The following is a 16,946-nucleotide window of genomic DNA, read 5'->3' on the forward strand; positions in this document are numbered from 1 at the left end:
AATCATGAATGGGCTTACGGCAGTTCAAGAGGCATCCAGCCTGGTCCACGTCCAGATCAGGCCTGCGCCGCAGCGCGACCGGCCCCGCTCGTTTTTGCTTGTTGGGTGCTGTTCTGCTCGACCGGCAGAATCAGGCGATCGGGCACGGTGCTGTGCCATTTCTTTGCGCAGAGGTAATAGACAGCGGCCGGCAGCACCAGGCCGATGATCCAGGAAATGTCGACATCACCGAGGGCGGCTACCAGTGGGCCGGTGTAGAACTTGGTCGAGATGAACGGCAACTGCACCAACACGCCGAACACATAGACGCTGATACCGAGCAGGTTCCAGCGGCCGTAGCAGCCGTTCGGGTCGGCCAGCGCCGGCACGTCATAGCGCTCGCGGGTGATGCAGTAGTAGTCGACCAGATTGATCGCGCTCCACGGGGTGAAGAAGGCGAGCAGAAACAGGATGAACGACTTGAACGCACCGAGGAACGAGTGCTGCCCGAGCAGGGCAATCAGGGTTGCCGCGCCGACGATGAACAGCACGAACACCAGCCGTTGCATGCGGGTCACCGTCAGGTGCCCTTTGAAGCCACTGATGATGGTGGCGATGCACATGAAGCTGCCGTAGGAGTTCAGCGTCGAGATGGTCACCTTGCCGAACGCGATGCTGAAATACAGCAGCGCGGCGGTGGCGCCGGTGCCGCCTAAACCAACGATGTAAGCGACTTCGTGACCGGCGAATTGACCATTGGCCGAAGCGGCGGCAAATACACCGAGAATCATCGCCACCTGCGCGCCGATCACCGAGCCGGCACCGGCGGCGAAAAAGGTTTTCACCGATGAAGTGGCGCTCGGCAGGTAGCGTGAATAGTCCGCCACATACGGGCCGAAAGCGATCTGCCAGGACGCCGCCAGCGACACCGCCAGCAGAAAGCTGCTCCAGCTGAAATGACGAATCTGCAGGAGCGCACCAACGTCGGTCTGGCTCATCAGCCGCCAGAACAGGAACACGAAAGCGATCACGCCAATCACACTGGCGACGCGGCCGATCCAGTGGATTACCCGGTAGCCAAGCACCGTGACCAGCACGATGACGCTGGCGAAAATCAGGATGCCTACACTGTCGCTGACACCGAACAACTGGCCCAGCGCTTGCCCGGACAGCACCGTTCCGGTGGCGGTGAAGCCGAGGTACATCAGGCACACCAACACGATCGGAATCGCAGCGCCATAAATGCCGAATTGCACACGACTGGAGATCATCTGCGGCAAGCCCAGTTTCGGCCCTTGCGCGGCATGCAGCGCCATCACACCACCGCCGAGCAACTGACCGATCAACAGACCGATCAGCGACCAGAACACATCACCGCCGAGCACCACGGCCAAGGCCCCGGTGACGATCGCGGTGATCTGCAGGTTGGCGCCCATCCACAGGGTGAACTGACTGAACAGACGACCGTGTCTTTCCGCTTCCGGGATGTAGTCGATCGAACGCCTTTCGATCAACGGGGTACTGCCTGCACGTTCGTTGTTAACCGCCATGATTCAACCTCTGTGGATTGCTATTCGGGTTCACTGAAATTCCTCTGTGGGAGCGAGCCTGCTCGCGAATCGGTGTATCAGGCACAGCAGTAGCGACTGACACGACGCCTTCGCGAGCAGGCTCGCTCCCACATAAAACCAGAGCGTGTTACCCGCCAGTGATCATCGGCAGATTCAGCCCCTGCTCTTTCGCGCAGTCGATGGCGATCTGGTAACCGGCATCCGCATGACGCATGACGCCGGTAGCCGGGTCGTTGTGCAGCACGCGAGCGATGCGCTCGGCGGCTTCATCGGTACCGTCGCAGACGATCACCATCCCCGAATGTTGCGAGAAGCCCATGCCGACACCGCCGCCGTGGTGCAAAGACACCCAGGTCGCGCCGCTGGCGGTGTTCAGCAGCGCGTTGAGCAACGGCCAATCGGAGACGGCGTCGGAACCGTCCTGCATCGATTCGGTTTCGCGGTTGGGGCTGGCCACCGAGCCGGAGTCGAGGTGATCGCGACCGATCACCACGGGGGCCGACAGCTCACCGCTACGAACCATTTCGTTGAAGGCCAGACCGAGCTTGGCGCGCTGGCCCAGACCGACCCAGCAGATACGTGCCGGCAGACCCTGGAAGCTGATGCGCTCGCGGGCCATGTCCAGCCAGTTGTGCAAATGCGCGTCGTCCGGGATCAGCTCTTTGACCTTGGCGTCGGTTTTGTAGATGTCCTGTGGATCACCCGACAGCGCCGCCCAACGGAACGGGCCGATGCCACGGCAGAACAGCGGACGGATGTAGGCCGGCACGAAGCCCGGGAAATCGAAAGCGTTTTCGACGCCTTCTTCTTGGGCCATCTGGCGGATGTTGTTGCCATAGTCGAAGGTCGGAATGCCCTGCTTCTGGAACTCCAGCATGGCTTTGACGTGCACAGCCATCGACTGCTTCGCGGCTTTGATCACAGCGGCTGGTTCGGTCATGGCGCGGGCGCGGTATTCGTCCCAGCTCCAGCCGGCCGGCAGGTAACCGTTGAGCGGATCGTGGGCGCTGGTCTGGTCGGTGACCATGTCCGGGCGCACGCCGCGCTTGACCAGTTCCGGGAGAATTTCGGCAGCGTTACCGAGCAGGGCGATGGAAATCGCTTTGCCTTCTTTGGTGTATTTGTCGATGCGCGCCAGTGCGTCGTCGAGGTCTTTGGCTTGCTCATCGACGTAACGGCTCTTCAGGCGGAAATCGATGCTGACCTGCTGGCATTCGATGTTCAGCGAGCAGGCACCGGCCAGGGTGGCGGCCAGCGGTTGTGCGCCGCCCATGCCACCGAGGCCGGCGGTGAGCACCCAGCGGCCCTTGAGGTCAGCGTTGTAATGCTGGCGTCCGGCTTCGACGAAGGTTTCGTAGGTGCCCTGAACGATGCCCTGGCTGCCGATGTAGATCCAACTGCCGGCGGTCATCTGGCCGTACATGGCCAGGCCTTTGGCGTCGAGTTCGTTGAAGTGCTCCCAGCTCGCCCAGTGCGGCACCAGGTTGGAGTTGGCGATCAGCACGCGCGGCGCGTTGCTATGGGTCTTGAATACGCCGACCGGCTTGCCCGACTGCACCAGCAGGGTTTCGTCGTCATTCAGGTTGGTCAGGCTCTCGACGATCTTGTCGTAGCACTCCCAGTTGCGCGCAGCGCGGCCGATGCCACCATAGACCACCAACTCTTTCGGGTTCTCGGCGACTTCCGGGTCGAGGTTGTTCATCAACATGCGCAGCGGTGCTTCGGTCAGCCAGCTCTTGGCGGTCAGCGTGTTACCGCGTGCGGCGCGGATCTGCACGTCACGAAACTTGTTGCTGTTCTGGGTATTGTCAGTCACGAAAAAGACTCCTCAGCGATCAATTCAAACCAACCCTGGCAGTGGGCCGCAGCCTGCGCGCTGTGCTGCGCGACAAGCGAATCAGTGGACGCTGCGGAGAGTCTCGACCGACTCATACGCATACGTCTTTACTTGTACATACAAGCATATGCAATCAAGCGGCCAACTTGATGGATGAGTGTTCAGGAAAAATCAGGGGTAGGGCTGGAGAGCGCCTGAATCGAGGGTTCTGGCGTGAATGAAATTTTCTTCGCAGTTATTTTGGGGAGGTTGGGATTGGCTACGACAGCGTGGTTTTGCGCCACGCTGGGGCGTTCGGTAACAAGTTGGTGCGCGGAAGGGAAACAAGAGTGGGGATGGCTTTGGTGGCGAGGGGATTTATCCCCGCTGGGCTGCGCAGCAGACCGCTTTTTTTAATCAGGAATGGGGCCGCTTCGCGACCCAGCGGGGATAAATCCCCTCGCCACAGGGGTCAGTTTTGGAGAAGTTCGACTATGCAGCAAGCGCCATGGGTGGAGACTTCGACCAGCCCACTGTTACCGTCCAGTTGCAGGCAATCATGCCGACCGAGCTGTGAAACGCCGTCGCCAACACGCACGTCCATCAGCTCACTGACACTGAACACCAGCAGCGTCGATGCCGAGCTGAAGAACCGCTGCTCGCCGGCCAACCACTGCAACCGCGCGCTGTAACGTTGCGGCGCGTAGATCAGATTGAAGTCGCGAATCGCACCGCCGAGCAAGGTGCAGGACACCTGACTTTCGCCGCTGAAAGCAAACGGGTCCAAGGGTAACAGTGGACGGGTAGCGTCACCGTCGACGCACAGGGTCATGCCGTCGCCCTGCAACACGGTGATCACTCGCTGGTAACCGGCGAATGTCGAGAAACCGCCCGATTCGGTGATGTCGGCAATTGACAGGCGCCAGCCGAAACCGTCCAGGCCAGCGCCGGCATCACGGGTGATTTCCTCGGTGCTGCCGCCGCCGTTTTTCCACGGCATGCGCGGGTAGCCTTCGGCGCGTAGAACCTTCACTTGATAATTCATTTATGAAAGCGCCCTTCCAGACGATGGCGGGAACCGGGGTGGATCAAACGTGCCGCCGTCACCGGTTGACGCCCCGACCACGTACGCCGACGAATCAGCAGGCACGGTTCACCCTTTTCGATCTGCAGCAACTTGCACTCCGACGGCTCGGCAAGGATGGCTTCGACCACGTGCTCGCCCTCGGTCAGCGGCGCGACCTGGTTGAGATAGGCGTAGGGCGTTTGCAGAGTGAAATCCTGCTTGAGGTATTCCGGGGCGACCAAAGCGTTGACGAAACGGTCTTCGATTTGCACCGGAATGTCGTTTTCGTAGTGCACGATCAGCGAGTGGAAGACCTTCTGGCCTTCGCGCATATCCAGCGCCAGCGCGCGTTCGGAACCGGCGGCCTCTTCTTCGAGGGTGATGACCTGGCAAGTGTGGCGATGCCCGCGCGAGGCGATTTCGTCGGCAATGTTGTGCACTTCGAACAGCGCGGACTGGCTCTTCGGTTCGGCGACAAACGTGCCCACGCCTTGCATGCGCACCAGCAGGCCGTCGGCGGTCATCTCGCGCAGGGCGCGGTTGATGGTCATGCGGCTGAAGCCGAGCTGGCTGACCAGCTCGCTTTCGGAAGGCACGCGGTAGTGCGGCGGCCAATTACCGCTGTCGATCTGCTGGGTGATCATCTGTTTGACGCGGGCGTACAAGGGCGCCGGACTGTCGCCCATGTTCGCGGCCAACGGAGAAACTGGAGGCGGAGTCGGCACGGTTGATCCCTGTTCATTGGATGAAAGTGACTAGCTTGCCGGAGTTTACCGGGCAGGCAAACGTCTGTATATGTATATACAAATAACACACGATGGGGTGCCGAACGATGTCCGCCTTCTTTGCCGAACGCGCACTGCTGCCTAACGGATGGGCCAACAATGTACGTCTCGAGGTCAGCGCCGATGGCCTGCTGACCCGAATCCAGGCCGATTCCAGCGCAGACGAAGCCGAGCGGCTGCGCGGGCCGTTACTGCCGGGGATGCCAAATCTGCACTCCCACGCCTTCCAGCGTGCCATGGCTGGACTGGCCGAAGTGGCCGGCAACCCCAACGACAGTTTCTGGACCTGGCGCGATCTGATGTATCGCCTCGTCGGAAAAATCAACCCGGATCAGCTCGGCATCATCGCCCGTCAGCTGTACATCGAAATGCTCAAGGCCGGTTACACCTCGGTCGCCGAATTTCACTACGTGCACCACGACAGCAACGGCCAGCCGTATGCCGATCCTGCCGAACTGGCTTTGCGTATCAGCCAGGCCGCCAGCGAAAGCGGCATCGGTCTGACCCTGCTGCCAGTGCTCTACAGTCATTCCGGATTCGGCGGGCAGACGCCAAACGATGGCCAGCGTCGCTTTATCAACAGCACTGAAAACTATCTGAATCTGCAAGCGCGGTTGCAGCCATTACTGGCGCAGCAAAAGGCGCAATCGCTGGGCCTGTGTTTCCACTCGCTGCGGGCGGTGACGCCACAACAAATCAGCGAAGTGTTGGCGGCCAGTGACAAACAATGCCCGGTGCACATACACATCGCCGAACAGCAAAAGGAAGTCGACGACTGCCTGAGCTGGAGCGGTCGTCGTCCGTTGCAATGGCTTTACGAGAACACTGAAGTCGATCAGCGCTGGTGTCTGGTCCACGCCACTCACGCCAATCCGCAAGAAATCACGCTAATGGCCAACAGTCGCGCGATCGCCGGGCTGTGCCTGACCACTGAAGCGAATCTGGGCGACGGAATTTTTCCGGCGGTGGACTTTCTTGCCCAGGGCGGGCGCATGGGCATTGGCTCCGACAGCCATGTGTCGCTGAGCGTGGTGGAAGAATTGCGCTGGCTGGAATATGGCCAGCGCTTGCGTGATCAGCGGCGCAATCGCTTGTATGGCGCGCAGCAGCCGATGGTCGGTCGCACACTATATGACGCCGCGCTGGACGGCGGCGCGCAAGCGTTGGGGCAACCGATTGGTGCGCTGAAAGTGGGCAAGCGCGCGGACTGGATTGTCCTCGATGGCAACGATCCGTATCTGGCGACGGCCATTGGCGACGGGATTCTCAATCGCTGGTTGTTCGCCGGCGGCGATCGCCAGGTGCGCGATGTGCTGGTCAATGGTCAATGGGTGGTGCGCGATGGCCGGCATGCTGGCGAAGAGGAAAGCGCCCGAGCCTTCACCCAGGTCCTGCGCGATCTCTTGGGCTGACCCAAAACCAAACTGTGGGAGCGAGCCTGCTCGCGAACGCGGTGTATCAGTCAATATTCATGTCGACTGATACACCCTCTTCGCGAGCAGGCTCGCTCCCACATTTGATTTGTATAGCGGCTTAATTGGAGGTCTTGGCCATCTGCCGATCCGACGCCCGCCAGATCAGGCGTGTGGTGTCGTAACCCTGCTGACGCGCCTTGCTCAGCAATTCTTCCCGCACTACACCGTTGACGGTCGGTGTGCGTGACAGCAGCCACAAGTACTTGCGACTCGGATCGCCGACGATGGCGGTCTTGTAATCGTCGCTGACATACAACACCCAGTACTCGCCCTTCGCCACACCCGGCACCAGGCGCGAGAACCAGTTATCGAATTCGACCCAGAGCTTGTCGGTCTTGCCCGGCACTTGTGGATAAGCCGTGCCCTTGGCTTCTTCCCACTGCCACTCCGGGGTCAGGCAACGGTTGAGCACGCCGACATTACCGTCAGGCTTGAGGGTGTAATGGGCTTCGGATTGCGCGCAGTGGCGCTGGAAGTACATCGGCAAGCGTGCCAGTTCATACCAGGTGCCCTGATAACGCTTGAGATTGACGCTGTTGACGGTCTTGGGCGCCAACGGGTCGACGCCGGAAGTGGCGCAGCCAGCCAGTACCAGGCCAGCAAAAAGGATCAGCAATAACCGCTTCATTTTTTTCTCCGTGGGCGCGAAGCCCCGGTTTACTTCAGGCCTTGGCCGGAAAACATCAGCACTTTGTCACCGGCGTATTGCACGCTGATAAAGCTGTTCTTGTCGCCCCAGGTGCAGCTGGACATACCGAGCGCGCCCGAGCAATCGGTGGGCTTGCCGAGAAGGGTTTCCACTTCGGACTTGGCCATGCCGGCCGAGAGCTTGGAGTAGTTTTCCTGATTGACCTTGCTGCATGCGGCCAACAGCACGCAAAACGACAGCAGGGCGATAGATCGCAGCGACATGGTGAAACTCCTGGAACGAGGGGGGATGGCATGGTGCCAACCAGAAGCTTAGAAGAGAAAAGTGTCATCTGGTTCCGTGACCGAACGCCTATTTATCAGCCCGCCCGTCCGGCTTTTGTCGGTAAATCAAAAACTTTGTGAAGCCGTCGAGCATTTCGTCGACTTTCCCTGCAAACGCCTAATCTTTGGCGCGGCGCGGTCGAAAATAAGAGCAGCGCAACGCTGCCGAATATGGCAAATTGCCGCCCTTTCCTGACCAGCCCCTTCGCGGTAGTTCATTCGATGACCAGAAACATGAAATTCAGCCACAAGATTTTGCTGGCTGCTGCCCTTGTGGTGGCCGTTGCGTTCGCCTGTTTCATCCTCTTCAACGACTATCGCCAGCGTCAGGCATTGAGCAGCAGCACCGAAGCGACCATGCAGGAACTGGGTAGCCTGACCACCAGCAACATCCAGACCTGGCTGGAAAGTCGCATTCAACTGCTGCAATCGCTGTCGCAGCAAGTCGCCGTCGACGGCAACGCGCCCGCCAGCCTCAAGCGCATCATCGACCTGCCCGCCTACACCGGCAATTTCCAGCTCAGCTATTTTGGCGGTGCCGACGGCGTGATGTTCTCGGTGCCGGCCGGCAACCGTGCGCCGGACTACGATCCACGCGCGCGCGGCTGGTACAAAGCGGCCAACAGCGCGCAGCAGACCATCGTCACCGAACCGTACATTGCCGCTTCGTCGGGCAAACTGGTGATCACCGTCGCCACCCCGGTGCAGCGTCAGGGCCAAATGCTCGGCGTCGCCGGTGCCGACATCGATCTGACCAGCGTCAGCGCGATCATCAACTCGCTGAACTTCGGCGGCCACGGTCATGCATTTATTGTCAGCGCCGAAGGGAAAATCCTGATTCACCCGGACAGCAAGCTGGTGCTCAAAACACTGGCCGAGGCTTATCCGAACGGTGCGCCCAAAGTCAGCCCGGGCCTGAAAGAAGTCGAGTTCGACGGCAAGACCCAGTTGATCTCATTCACCCACGTCAACGGCGTGCCATCGGCTGACTGGTACGTGGCGCTGGTGCTCGACAAAGACACCGCGTTCTCGATGCTCAGCGAATTCCGCACCTCGGCACTGATCGCCATGGTCATCGCCGTGTTGATCATCATCGGCCTGCTCGGCATGCTGATTCGCGTGCTGATGCAACCGCTGCTGACCATGGGCCGTGCGATGCATGACATCGCTGAAGGCGAAGGCGATCTGACCAAACGTCTGGTGATTCACGGCAATGATGAATTCGGCGCGCTGGGTACGTCGTTCAACCGCTTCGTCGAACGCATTCATACGTCGATCCGCGAAGTGTCCTCGGCCACCGGCCAGGTCAACGAAGTCGCCCTGCGTGTGGTCGCTGCCTCGAACTCGTCGATGTACAACTCCGACCAGCAGGCCAGCCGCACCAACAGCGTCGCCGCCGCGATCAATCAGCTCGGCGCCGCCGCCCAGGAAATCGCCCAGAACGCCGCGCTCGCCTCGCAGCATTCCAGCGATGCGCGCAGCCTCGCGGTCGACGGCCAGCAGGTGGTGGATAAAACCATCCACGCCATGCAACAACTGTCGGCGAAGATCAGCGATTCCTGCGGCAATATCGAAACGCTGAACAGCAACACGGTGAACATCGGCCAGATTCTCGAAGTGATCACCAGCATTTCCCAGCAGACCAACCTGCTCGCACTCAACGCCGCCATTGAAGCCGCGCGTGCCGGTGAGGCCGGACGCGGTTTCGCCGTGGTCGCCGACGAGGTGCGCAACCTCGCGCACCGCACCCAGGATTCGGCGCAGCAAGTGCAGAAGATGATCGAAGAGCTGCAGGTCGGCGCACGCCAGGCGGTGAGCATCATGACCGAGAGCCAACGCGAGAGCGAAAGCAGCGTCGGCATCGCCAACCAGGCCGGCGAGCGTCTGGGCAGCGTGACCCAGCGCATCGGCGAAATCGACGGCATGAACCAGTCGGTGGCCACCGCGACTGAAGAGCAGACTGCTGTGGTCGAGTCGATCAACGTTGATATCAACGAGATCAACACGCTGAATCAGGAAGGCGTGGAAAACTTGCAGGCGACGTTGCGCGCGTGTTCGGACCTTGAGCAGCAGGCGGCGCGGTTGAAGCATCTGGTCGGCAGCTTCAGGATCTAAGCTGCAGCCTCAGGCCTCTTCGCGAGCAGGCTCGCTCCCACAGTGGAATGCATTTCAATTGTGGGAGCGAGCCTGCTCGCGAAAGCGGCATAAGCCGCACTGAAGATTCAGAATCTTGAGCCGGGCCTGGACAGGAACTCCAATTCCTCAGACGTAGACTCCCGCCCCAACACCGCATTGCGATGCGGAAACCGGCCAAACCGGGCAATCACCTTCCGATGCCGCTCGGCATAGTCCAGGTTATCGGCAAACACCGCCCGCTCCGACTCTGGCTGTTCAGCCACCAATTCAATAAATCTGGAAACGGCTTCGTTCTGCACCGCGAGGTTTTCGCAGTGCTCGAACACCAGATAAATGAACACACGCTGAATCGGTTTCAACTGCCGATCGAAATCCGCTGCAATGCCTTGAGCGACGAGCTTCTGAGCGCGCAGATCACCGGAAAAGGCTTTGGGAGTGTCGCGATAGATCATGCGCGGCAGCTGATCGAGCAGCAGCACTACCGCCAGCCAGCCTTCGGGACATTGCGTCCACTCAGTCAATTCGCCGGCCAGGGCCTGATCGACAAAGACCCCGAAACGCGTCTGCGCTTCGAGGTCCTGGCTGTTTCGCTTGCCGAACCACAACTTGCCCTTTTCGGCCGCCACTTCGTTGGCTGATTCGGCGTGTCCGAACCACCAGTCGAGCAACGGCTGCCAGGGCGCGTGCATGGTTTATTCCTTGTGGTAGGCCGTGGCGCGGGCGACTTCTTCTTTCGAACCGAGGAACACTGCAACGCGCTGGTGCAGGCCTTCCGGCTGGATGTCGAGAATGCGCTGGTGACCGTCGGTGGACGCGCCGCCGGCTTGTTCGACGAGGAACGACATCGGGTTGGCTTCGTACATCAGGCGCAGCTTGCCCGGCTTCGACGGCTCGCGGCTGTCGCGCGGGTACATGAACAGACCGCCGCGGGTCAGGATGCGGTGGACGTCAGCGACCATTGCCGCGACCCAGCGCATGTTGTAATTCTTCTTCAACGGACCTTCTTCACCGGCCAGCAGCTCGCCGACATAGCGCTGTACCGGGGCTTCCCAGTGGCGCTGGTTGGACATGTTGATGGCGAATTCCTGGGTGGTTTCCGGGATGGTGATGTCTTCGTGAGTCAGTACGAAGCTGCCCATTTCGCGGTCCAGGGTGAAGCCTTTGACGCCGTCGCCCAGGGTCAGCACCAGCATGGTCTGCGGGCCGTAGATGGCGTAACCGGCGGCCACTTGCTGGGTGCCTGGCTGCAGGAAGGCTTTTTCGTTCAGCGGCTCGTTCTGGCTCAGGTATTCGTTCGGGCAACGCAATACCGAGAAGATCGTGCCGACCGGGGCGTTGATGTCGATGTTCGACGAGCCGTCCAGTGGGTCGAAGACCAGCAGGTATGCGCCTTTCGGGTATTTGCCCGGGATCTGGTAGGCGTTGTCCATTTCTTCGGACGCCATGCCGGCCAGGTGACCGCCCCATTCGTTGGCTTCGAGCAGGATCTCGTTAGAGATCACGTCGAGCTTCTTCTGCACTTCGCCTTGCACGTTCTCGGTGCCCATGCTGCCCAGAACACCACCCAGGGCGCCTTTGGACACGGCGTGGCTGATCTCCTTGCAGGCACGCGCCACCACTTCGATCAAAAAGCGCAGATCGGCAGGAGTGTTGTTGCTGCGGGTCTGCTCAATCAAATAGCGACTCAAGGTAACGCGGGACATGGACGGCTCCGGTGGAATGGGGGGCGGAAAACCCGCGCAGTTTACAGGGAGTCTGAAAACCTAGCGAGCGAAGACGCCGGCTAACGTGCGCCTGGGTGTATTTGCCTGTATGAGACGTGATTGTTGGTGGAGAGTTCAGGTGTCGGATTCAGCGTAGTTCGGTTCGGCATGAGCGATTGAAGATTTTCAGTGTTTGCCCGGGCGCCTTCGCGAGCAGGCTCGCTCCCACAATGGAATGCATTGCCCTGTGGGAGCGAGCCTGCTCGCGAATGGCGCAAAGCGCCGCCATGCTCAGGTATTGGCTGGCGGCTTGCGCAACAGGCTGAACGCCATTGCCCCGAGAAACACCACACTAAGCAGCAACACCGCCCACAAGCCGAACTTCTTCCAGTTGGTCCCGGCCACCGCAGCCGTCGTCGCCGTTGAGGTTTGCGTGGCCTTCGCTTCGTCCTGCACCGTCGCCTTGCCCAGGCTCGCCAGCTTTTCTGGCTTGAAATCCGGAATCAACGTTGCCAGCGGCAGGTTCGCCGTTTTCACCGTGGCATTGCCCAAGGCCAGGCTGTACGGCCCTTCGCCCCGGGCGAGGAAGATCACCTGCGTGGCGCGCACCGCGTATTTCAGGTCCGGCACCTGCTCACCCAACCCGCCACCGCGCTCATCCACGGTCAGCTTGAGTTGCTGCACGGTCTGCCCGGACAGCGGGATTTCGTTCTGCACCACGTCCTGATTGTTCTGGCTCAGGCGATACAGCAAACCACTGCTCAGTGGCTGCCATGGCAAGCTGCTCTCGCGCCGGCCGGCCAACGTGACTGGCGCCAGACTGTTCGGCTGTTTCAGCTCGATCTGCACCCGCTCGACATTCAGCCCCATCGGCAACTGCCAGATGTATTCCCCGGACTTGGTGCTGCTGCCGGCCACGCTGGGCGACCAGACCAAAGGCAGCGGCAGGTTGCGCGGGTCGCTGCTTTTCAATTGCGCCGAAGTCAGGACGGGCGCCGAACCCGGCGACTCCCACAGCAGGCGCACATAGCGCGCGGTCTGCCCCGGCAGGGTCACTTCGTGCTGTTCGATGCGCTCATCGGAAAAGGTCAGCCGTGCCACCTGGCCCTCGCCCCATGACTGCCAGTGCTGCAGATCGTCGCTGGCCTCGATGCTGAAACGCTGGAAACCGTCGCGCTCGCTGGTCCAGTCGAGGATCAACTGCTGCAACGGTGCCTTGATCGCACTGGCATCGAGCAGCCAGCCGCGCAGCACTTCTTCGCCCGCCTCCAGTTGCGAGGACGGTTGCACTTCGACCAGGGTGCCGTTGGTGGTCGACTGCACGCGCACATTCGGCGCGCGCTCGCTGGCGTCGGCGGCGTTGTACAGCGGGAACCATTTGACCTCGTGCAGCTTGCCGTCGTCGCGGGTCTGCGCCGATTCGCGAGCCAAGGCGTAGGCCTGCGCTTCGCCGGCGGCGTTGAACACACGCAGGTCGCTGAGATCGGTCTGGCGCGCCTGCAATTGCGCGCTCAGCGGCAGGTCGAGGCGATACCACGGGCCATTGCCGCTCACCGTCAACGGCAACTGCGTGGCGAAGTCCGCCGGTTTTTCCTGAGCGCCAGCGACCATCACCACGCCCAGCGCCAACCAACCCAGATTCAGCATGCGACTCAAGATGCAACTCCTTCGGTTTCCGGCGCGGGTTTGTCCGCCGCCGGTTCAGCCTCGACGCGTTTGGGTGGCAGCGGCGCAAAGTAGCCGACCACCAGCAGCAACATGCCAACGCCGATAAACGAGACGATCCGGGCGAGGCCGCCACGGTTGCTCAGTTCGACAAAAATCAGCTTGGCCACCACCAGCGCGATCAGCGCCGCGCCGATCAGCCAGACTTCGCGGCGATGGCGCAGATGGCCGCCGATCATCAGCCCCAGCGCCATCAACGTCCAGACGATCGACAGGCCGGCCTGCACCAGCATCGACGCGAGCAGTTGATCAAGCTCGAACGGGATGCCGGCCCAGTGATGCGCGGCGCGGGTGACCAGTGCGGTGCAGAAGGCAAACAGCGACACACCGGCGATCAGTTGCGTAGCCTTGTCGGCATGATCCTGACGGATCGACAGCTGCGCGACGGCGCTGCGCGACCAGGCATAAACGCCGAACAGCGCAAACAGCAGACCCAGCTCCAATGGGTTGAGCAGCGGCACGTAAGGCAATGGTTCGGCATTGCCATCGCTGACGCCATTGGCCAGCCAGAACCACGCCAGCATCAGCACCGCCAGCGGTGCCGCCGCATACAAGCGGTACTCCCGAGCAAATGCGGCCACCGGCCACGGCCAGTTGCGCGGTGCAGCCATCAGCAACAGATAGAGGCTCGGCAGAATCGCCCAGCCCAGCCAGCGCCACGCGTTGTACTGCTCAGACAACAACAGCAGGCCGTAACGCAACTCCAGCGCCAGCACCCCAATCAACAGCCAGCAACCGAACACATGGGCCGCGCTCAATGCGCGCGCCGGCAACATCGAAGCCAGGCGGCGCAGGCTGAAGAAGTGCACAGCGAACAGCGCCGGCCACGCCAGCCAGCCGAAGTCGGCGGCCGGGTGGTAGCGCGAATGCCAAGCGCCGAGCAAAACCAGCGCCGCCGCCGGAATCAGTAAGGTGCAGAGCAACCCCAGCGCCGGCCATTTCAGACGCAGCGACAACAGCGTCCACAGCGCAACACTGATCGCAGCGACCAGCAGCAACAATGTGCCTTGCAGGTTCGGCGAAGCGAATCGCAGGATCTCGCTGACCCACGCCAGCGTCCACCAACCGGCGCCCCAGACCAGCAGCACTTGCGACAAGCGCTGCAAACTCAAGGCATCAAAAGCCGTGGCATGGTTGCCCAATTGCAAGCGCCACGCGCCGATCAGCGCGGCCAGCCCCAGCACCTGTGGCGTCCAGAAGCCGCCATGGGCCAACGGTTTCAACTCTTCGCTAGACAACGGCCCGAGCCATTCAGGCCCGGCGAGCAGAAACGCAGCGCCGCCGACCACCTGCAACAGCAGCCCGAAAACGAAACTCAGACGCTGTTGCAGGTACAGGCTCAGCCAGATGATCAGCAAACCGCTGGCCGCCCACACTGCACTCGCGGTTTGCCACGGCAGCACGAACAGCACCGCCAGATTGATCAGCACCAAGCCGGCCAGCAGCACCACCGACAAGCCGCGCAGCAGGCGCACATCGCCGCGCACCATCTCATCGCGAGCCGCGAGCAGCATGCCGCCAATCAAGGCCAGTCCGATCAAGGACGCACTGAGCAAACCGCTCCAGCCAGCGCTGAACACCGCCGCCGAATCTTCACCGGCAGTTTGCAGGCGCAGCAGGAACAACGCGCCGCCCAGCAACTGCACGGCAAACGCGGTAAACAGGAATGTGCGTGATTGAATCCGCAGCCCCACGAACAAAGTCGCCAACCCGGCCAAGGCCCAACTGATCGCCGTGCCCTGGATGAACAGGAACAACGGTGCCAGCAGATACAGGAACGTCAGGCCCAGACACGCCAGCACTGGCAGTCCTTGCCTTTCCCACGGCAATGTTTGCTCGGGCGTAGCCTTGCGCAGTTGGAAGAAACTGAACAGCAGCGCGGCGCCAAGCATCAGCGCGCCCAGCGGTGCGCCGTCGAGCAGGCTGCTCTCGCCGAGTTGCAGCTGGCTGAGAAACGCCAGTGCCGAACCCAGTTGCAGCAGTAAGGCAAAGGCCCGGGCAAACGGTCGATGCTGACGCAAGCCGAGCCAGAAAATCCCCGCGCCTTCCACGGCCCACGCCGCAGACGTCCAGCGCGCATCGAGCCCCAGCGGAATCGCCAGGCTGGCAAAAATCACCCCCAGCGCCAGGCAGGTTTCGCCCAGCAGCATCGCCCGCCCGCCCATCAAAACTTTGGCCAGTGCCATATAGATCATGCCCAGCGCCAGAGCACTGAACGCCGCCGCGAATTCGAGATGCTGCACCAGCGCAAACTGCAGACCGAAGCCAATGATCGGCGGGCCGAACAGCATGGTGCCGTCGACGTAATCGCCCTTGCGGGCCGACCATTGCAGCAACGCCTCGCGGTCAGCGTCCGGCGGGGCATCCGCCATCTCGCGCAATTTGCGCCGGGCGAACAGCAGGCCGATGGCGAGGTACATAAGGAAAAACACAATCAGAAACGGCTCGGTGCTCCACAGCAGTTCCGGGGTGTAGGAACGCAGACCCCAGGCGAAACCGATACCGAAGGTCCCGACAAAACCGATCAGGTTGAGCAGGCGCCAGGCCTTGAACCAGGCGATGGAGAGAATGCCGGCGTTGAGCAAGGCGAAATAACTGAACAGTGCGACGTGATTGCCTTCGCCGGTAGAAGTCAAAATCGGCGCGGCGAAACCGCCCAACGCTGCCGCTGCGGCCAACCCCAGTGCATCCTGAGTGATCGCCAGAATGGCCGAGAACACCGTCACCGCGACCAGCAAACCGAGTGCAGCGGACGGATCAAGCAACGGATGCAGACGCATCGCCGCAAACACCGTCAGGTACAACACCGCGATTCCGGTGCCTTGCAGCATCAACGCATAGTTGCTGTTGCGTCGGCGCAGCCACCAGCCCAGCGCAAGCAAGGCGAACGCCGCTGCCGCAACACCGGCGTAACGCAACTCGATCGGCACCACCATGCCTTCGGTGGCGTAACGCAGTAAAAATGCCAGACCGAAAAACAGCAGCACCACACCGACGCGCAGCACGGTGTTGCCGCCAAACAGCCAGTTGCGTGCAGCGCTGATGCCGCGTTCGATCAGGTTCGGGCCACGGGGTTCGGCGGTTTTTTGCGGTGGTGCAACGGGAGCCGGTTCGGCGCGCCAGGCATCGGCCGGCAGCGGCTGGCTGGTTTCGCGGGCGACGGCGGAGACCGGTTCGAGTTCGGGGGGCAGTTCCCAGATCAGTTCAAGGGTCGGGGCAGCCTGCTCAGCCACGTCGACGGGTGCGGCGACTGGCTCGGCTTCAGGTGGCGGCGCGGGCGTATGCGAGGGCGAACCCTCCAGCACAAACAGCCGCTGGGCCACGCCTTGCAAGGCTTCGCGCACCTGCTCGAGTTGACGCTGTTGCTCCGCCGCCTGCGAGCCGAGGCGCGCAATGCGTAGCGCCTGGCCGATGACCAGCCCCAGCAGCGCACCCAACAGCGCGCCGCTGAATGACTCGTCGAGCAGTCCACCGAGCACCAGCCCGATCAACATGAACATCCATTGCATGGTCGATATCCCTAAGCAGCCCCGGGGCGGGGCGAGTCCGGCGATGGCTTCAGTCTAGGCACAAACCGTGTGGGAGCGAGCCTGCTCGCGAAGGCGGATTGTCAGCCAACATTTCTGTTTAAGTCGACGATCGCTTCGCGAGCAGGCTCGCTCCCACAGGGTACGGCGGTGATTGATGCCTTTTAACCGGCGCTCAGTATATCGATCCG

12 protein-coding genes and 1 pseudogene are annotated in these 16,946 nt (G+C 61.5%); 3 read left to right on the forward strand and 10 right to left on the reverse strand.

What is annotated here, in order from left to right; genetic code table 11:
• Positions 1-56 precede the first annotated feature (56 nt).
• The 4 genes from J2Y39_RS20000 to hutC form a co-directional block, all read right to left on the reverse strand.
• Positions 57-1,529: a cytosine permease gene (locus J2Y39_RS20000; protein WP_310219328.1), complete on the reverse strand. Its 1,473-nt coding sequence runs from the start codon at positions 1,527-1,529 to the stop codon at positions 57-59.
• A 148-nt stretch (positions 1,530-1,677) separates the two neighbouring features.
• Positions 1,678-3,366: a urocanate hydratase gene (hutU, locus tag J2Y39_RS20005; RefSeq protein WP_310219330.1), complete on the reverse strand. Its 1,689-nt coding sequence runs from the start codon at positions 3,364-3,366 to the stop codon at positions 1,678-1,680.
• Positions 3,367-3,838: 472 nt separating this feature from the next.
• A complete protein-coding gene (locus J2Y39_RS20010; protein WP_310219332.1) occupies positions 3,839-4,411 on the reverse strand; it encodes a HutD family protein in 573 nt (190 codons plus the stop codon).
• Positions 4,408-5,118: a histidine utilization repressor gene (hutC, locus tag J2Y39_RS20015; protein WP_162803449.1), complete on the reverse strand. Its 711-nt coding sequence runs from the start codon at positions 5,116-5,118 to the stop codon at positions 4,408-4,410. Before hutC ends, J2Y39_RS20010 begins: the two co-directional genes overlap by 4 nt.
• A gap of 146 nt (positions 5,119-5,264) precedes the next feature.
• Here hutC and J2Y39_RS20020 point away from each other — a divergent pair, with 146 nt between their 5' ends.
• Complete coding sequence (locus tag J2Y39_RS20020; protein ID WP_310219334.1) at positions 5,265-6,629, forward strand: formimidoylglutamate deiminase; 1,365 nt, start codon at positions 5,265-5,267, stop codon at positions 6,627-6,629.
• Between the two features lie 121 nt (positions 6,630-6,750).
• Here the strand turns inward: J2Y39_RS20020 and J2Y39_RS20025 are convergent, their stop codons facing one another.
• Together J2Y39_RS20025 and J2Y39_RS20030 are read right to left on the reverse strand one after the other, a co-directional pair.
• Positions 6,751-7,320, reverse strand: coding sequence for a lipocalin family protein (locus J2Y39_RS20025; RefSeq protein WP_016772094.1), 570 nt, complete (start codon positions 7,318-7,320; stop codon positions 6,751-6,753).
• A gap of 29 nt (positions 7,321-7,349) precedes the next feature.
• A complete protein-coding gene (locus tag J2Y39_RS20030; RefSeq protein ID WP_016772095.1) occupies positions 7,350-7,604 on the reverse strand; it encodes a hypothetical protein in 255 nt (84 codons plus the stop codon).
• Positions 7,605-7,898: 294 nt separating this feature from the next.
• Between J2Y39_RS20030 and J2Y39_RS26590 the strand changes: the two are divergent.
• Both J2Y39_RS26590 and J2Y39_RS26595 read left to right on the forward strand, forming a co-directional pair.
• Positions 7,899-8,921: pseudogene (locus J2Y39_RS26590) on the forward strand (cache domain-containing protein); the annotation flags it as partial.
• 93 nt (positions 8,922-9,014) lie between these two features.
• Entirely contained in the window at positions 9,015-9,779 is a 765-nt protein-coding gene (locus J2Y39_RS26595) for a methyl-accepting chemotaxis protein (RefSeq protein WP_371915145.1), read from the forward strand.
• A gap of 107 nt (positions 9,780-9,886) precedes the next feature.
• Here the strand turns inward: J2Y39_RS26595 and J2Y39_RS20040 are convergent, their stop codons facing one another.
• The 4 genes from J2Y39_RS20040 to J2Y39_RS20055 form a co-directional block, all read right to left on the reverse strand.
• Positions 9,887-10,489: a DUF924 family protein gene (locus J2Y39_RS20040; protein WP_252883024.1), complete on the reverse strand. Its 603-nt coding sequence runs from the start codon at positions 10,487-10,489 to the stop codon at positions 9,887-9,889.
• Between the two features lie 3 nt (positions 10,490-10,492).
• Positions 10,493-11,503, reverse strand: a complete 1,011-nt coding sequence (locus J2Y39_RS20045) for a class 1 fructose-bisphosphatase (RefSeq protein ID WP_016772098.1) — start codon at positions 11,501-11,503, stop codon at positions 10,493-10,495.
• A gap of 291 nt (positions 11,504-11,794) precedes the next feature.
• Positions 11,795-13,159 (reverse strand): DUF3999 domain-containing protein, encoded by a 1,365-nt coding sequence (locus tag J2Y39_RS20050; protein ID WP_310219337.1) that lies wholly within the window; start codon positions 13,157-13,159, stop codon positions 11,795-11,797.
• On the reverse strand, positions 13,156-16,737 hold the full coding sequence (locus J2Y39_RS20055; RefSeq protein WP_310219338.1) for a DUF2339 domain-containing protein: 3,582 nt from the start codon (positions 16,735-16,737) through the stop codon (positions 13,156-13,158). The genes J2Y39_RS20050 and J2Y39_RS20055 overlap by 4 nt, the downstream gene beginning before the upstream one ends.
• Between the last annotated feature and the right edge of the window lie 209 nt (positions 16,738-16,946).

The sequence above is a fragment of the Pseudomonas sp. 2957 genome (assembly GCF_031456345.1).
In the GTDB taxonomy this organism is placed as follows: Bacteria; Pseudomonadota; Gammaproteobacteria; order Pseudomonadales; family Pseudomonadaceae; genus Aquipseudomonas; species Aquipseudomonas siliginis.

Coding starts and splice junctions, on each gene's coding strand:
- J2Y39_RS20000 (WP_310219328.1), bottom strand. CDS start 1,529: ATGGCGGTTAACAACGAACGTGCAGGCAGTACCCCGTTGATCGAAAGG.
- J2Y39_RS20010 (WP_310219332.1), bottom strand. CDS start 4,411: ATGAATTATCAAGTGAAGGTTCTACGCGCCGAAGGCTACCCGCGCATG.
- hutC (WP_162803449.1), bottom strand. CDS start 5,118: ATGGGCGACAGTCCGGCGCCCTTGTACGCCCGCGTCAAACAGATGATC.
- J2Y39_RS20020 (WP_310219334.1), top strand. CDS start 5,265: ATGTCCGCCTTCTTTGCCGAACGCGCACTGCTGCCTAACGGATGGGCC.
- J2Y39_RS20025 (WP_016772094.1), bottom strand. CDS start 7,320: ATGAAGCGGTTATTGCTGATCCTTTTTGCTGGCCTGGTACTGGCTGGC.
- J2Y39_RS20030 (WP_016772095.1), bottom strand. CDS start 7,604: ATGTCGCTGCGATCTATCGCCCTGCTGTCGTTTTGCGTGCTGTTGGCC.
- J2Y39_RS26595 (WP_371915145.1), top strand. CDS start 9,015: ATGTACAACTCCGACCAGCAGGCCAGCCGCACCAACAGCGTCGCCGCC.
- J2Y39_RS20040 (WP_252883024.1), bottom strand. CDS start 10,489: ATGCACGCGCCCTGGCAGCCGTTGCTCGACTGGTGGTTCGGACACGCC.
- J2Y39_RS20045 (WP_016772098.1), bottom strand. CDS start 11,503: ATGTCCCGCGTTACCTTGAGTCGCTATTTGATTGAGCAGACCCGCAGC.
- J2Y39_RS20055 (WP_310219338.1), bottom strand. CDS start 16,737: ATGCAATGGATGTTCATGTTGATCGGGCTGGTGCTCGGTGGACTGCTC.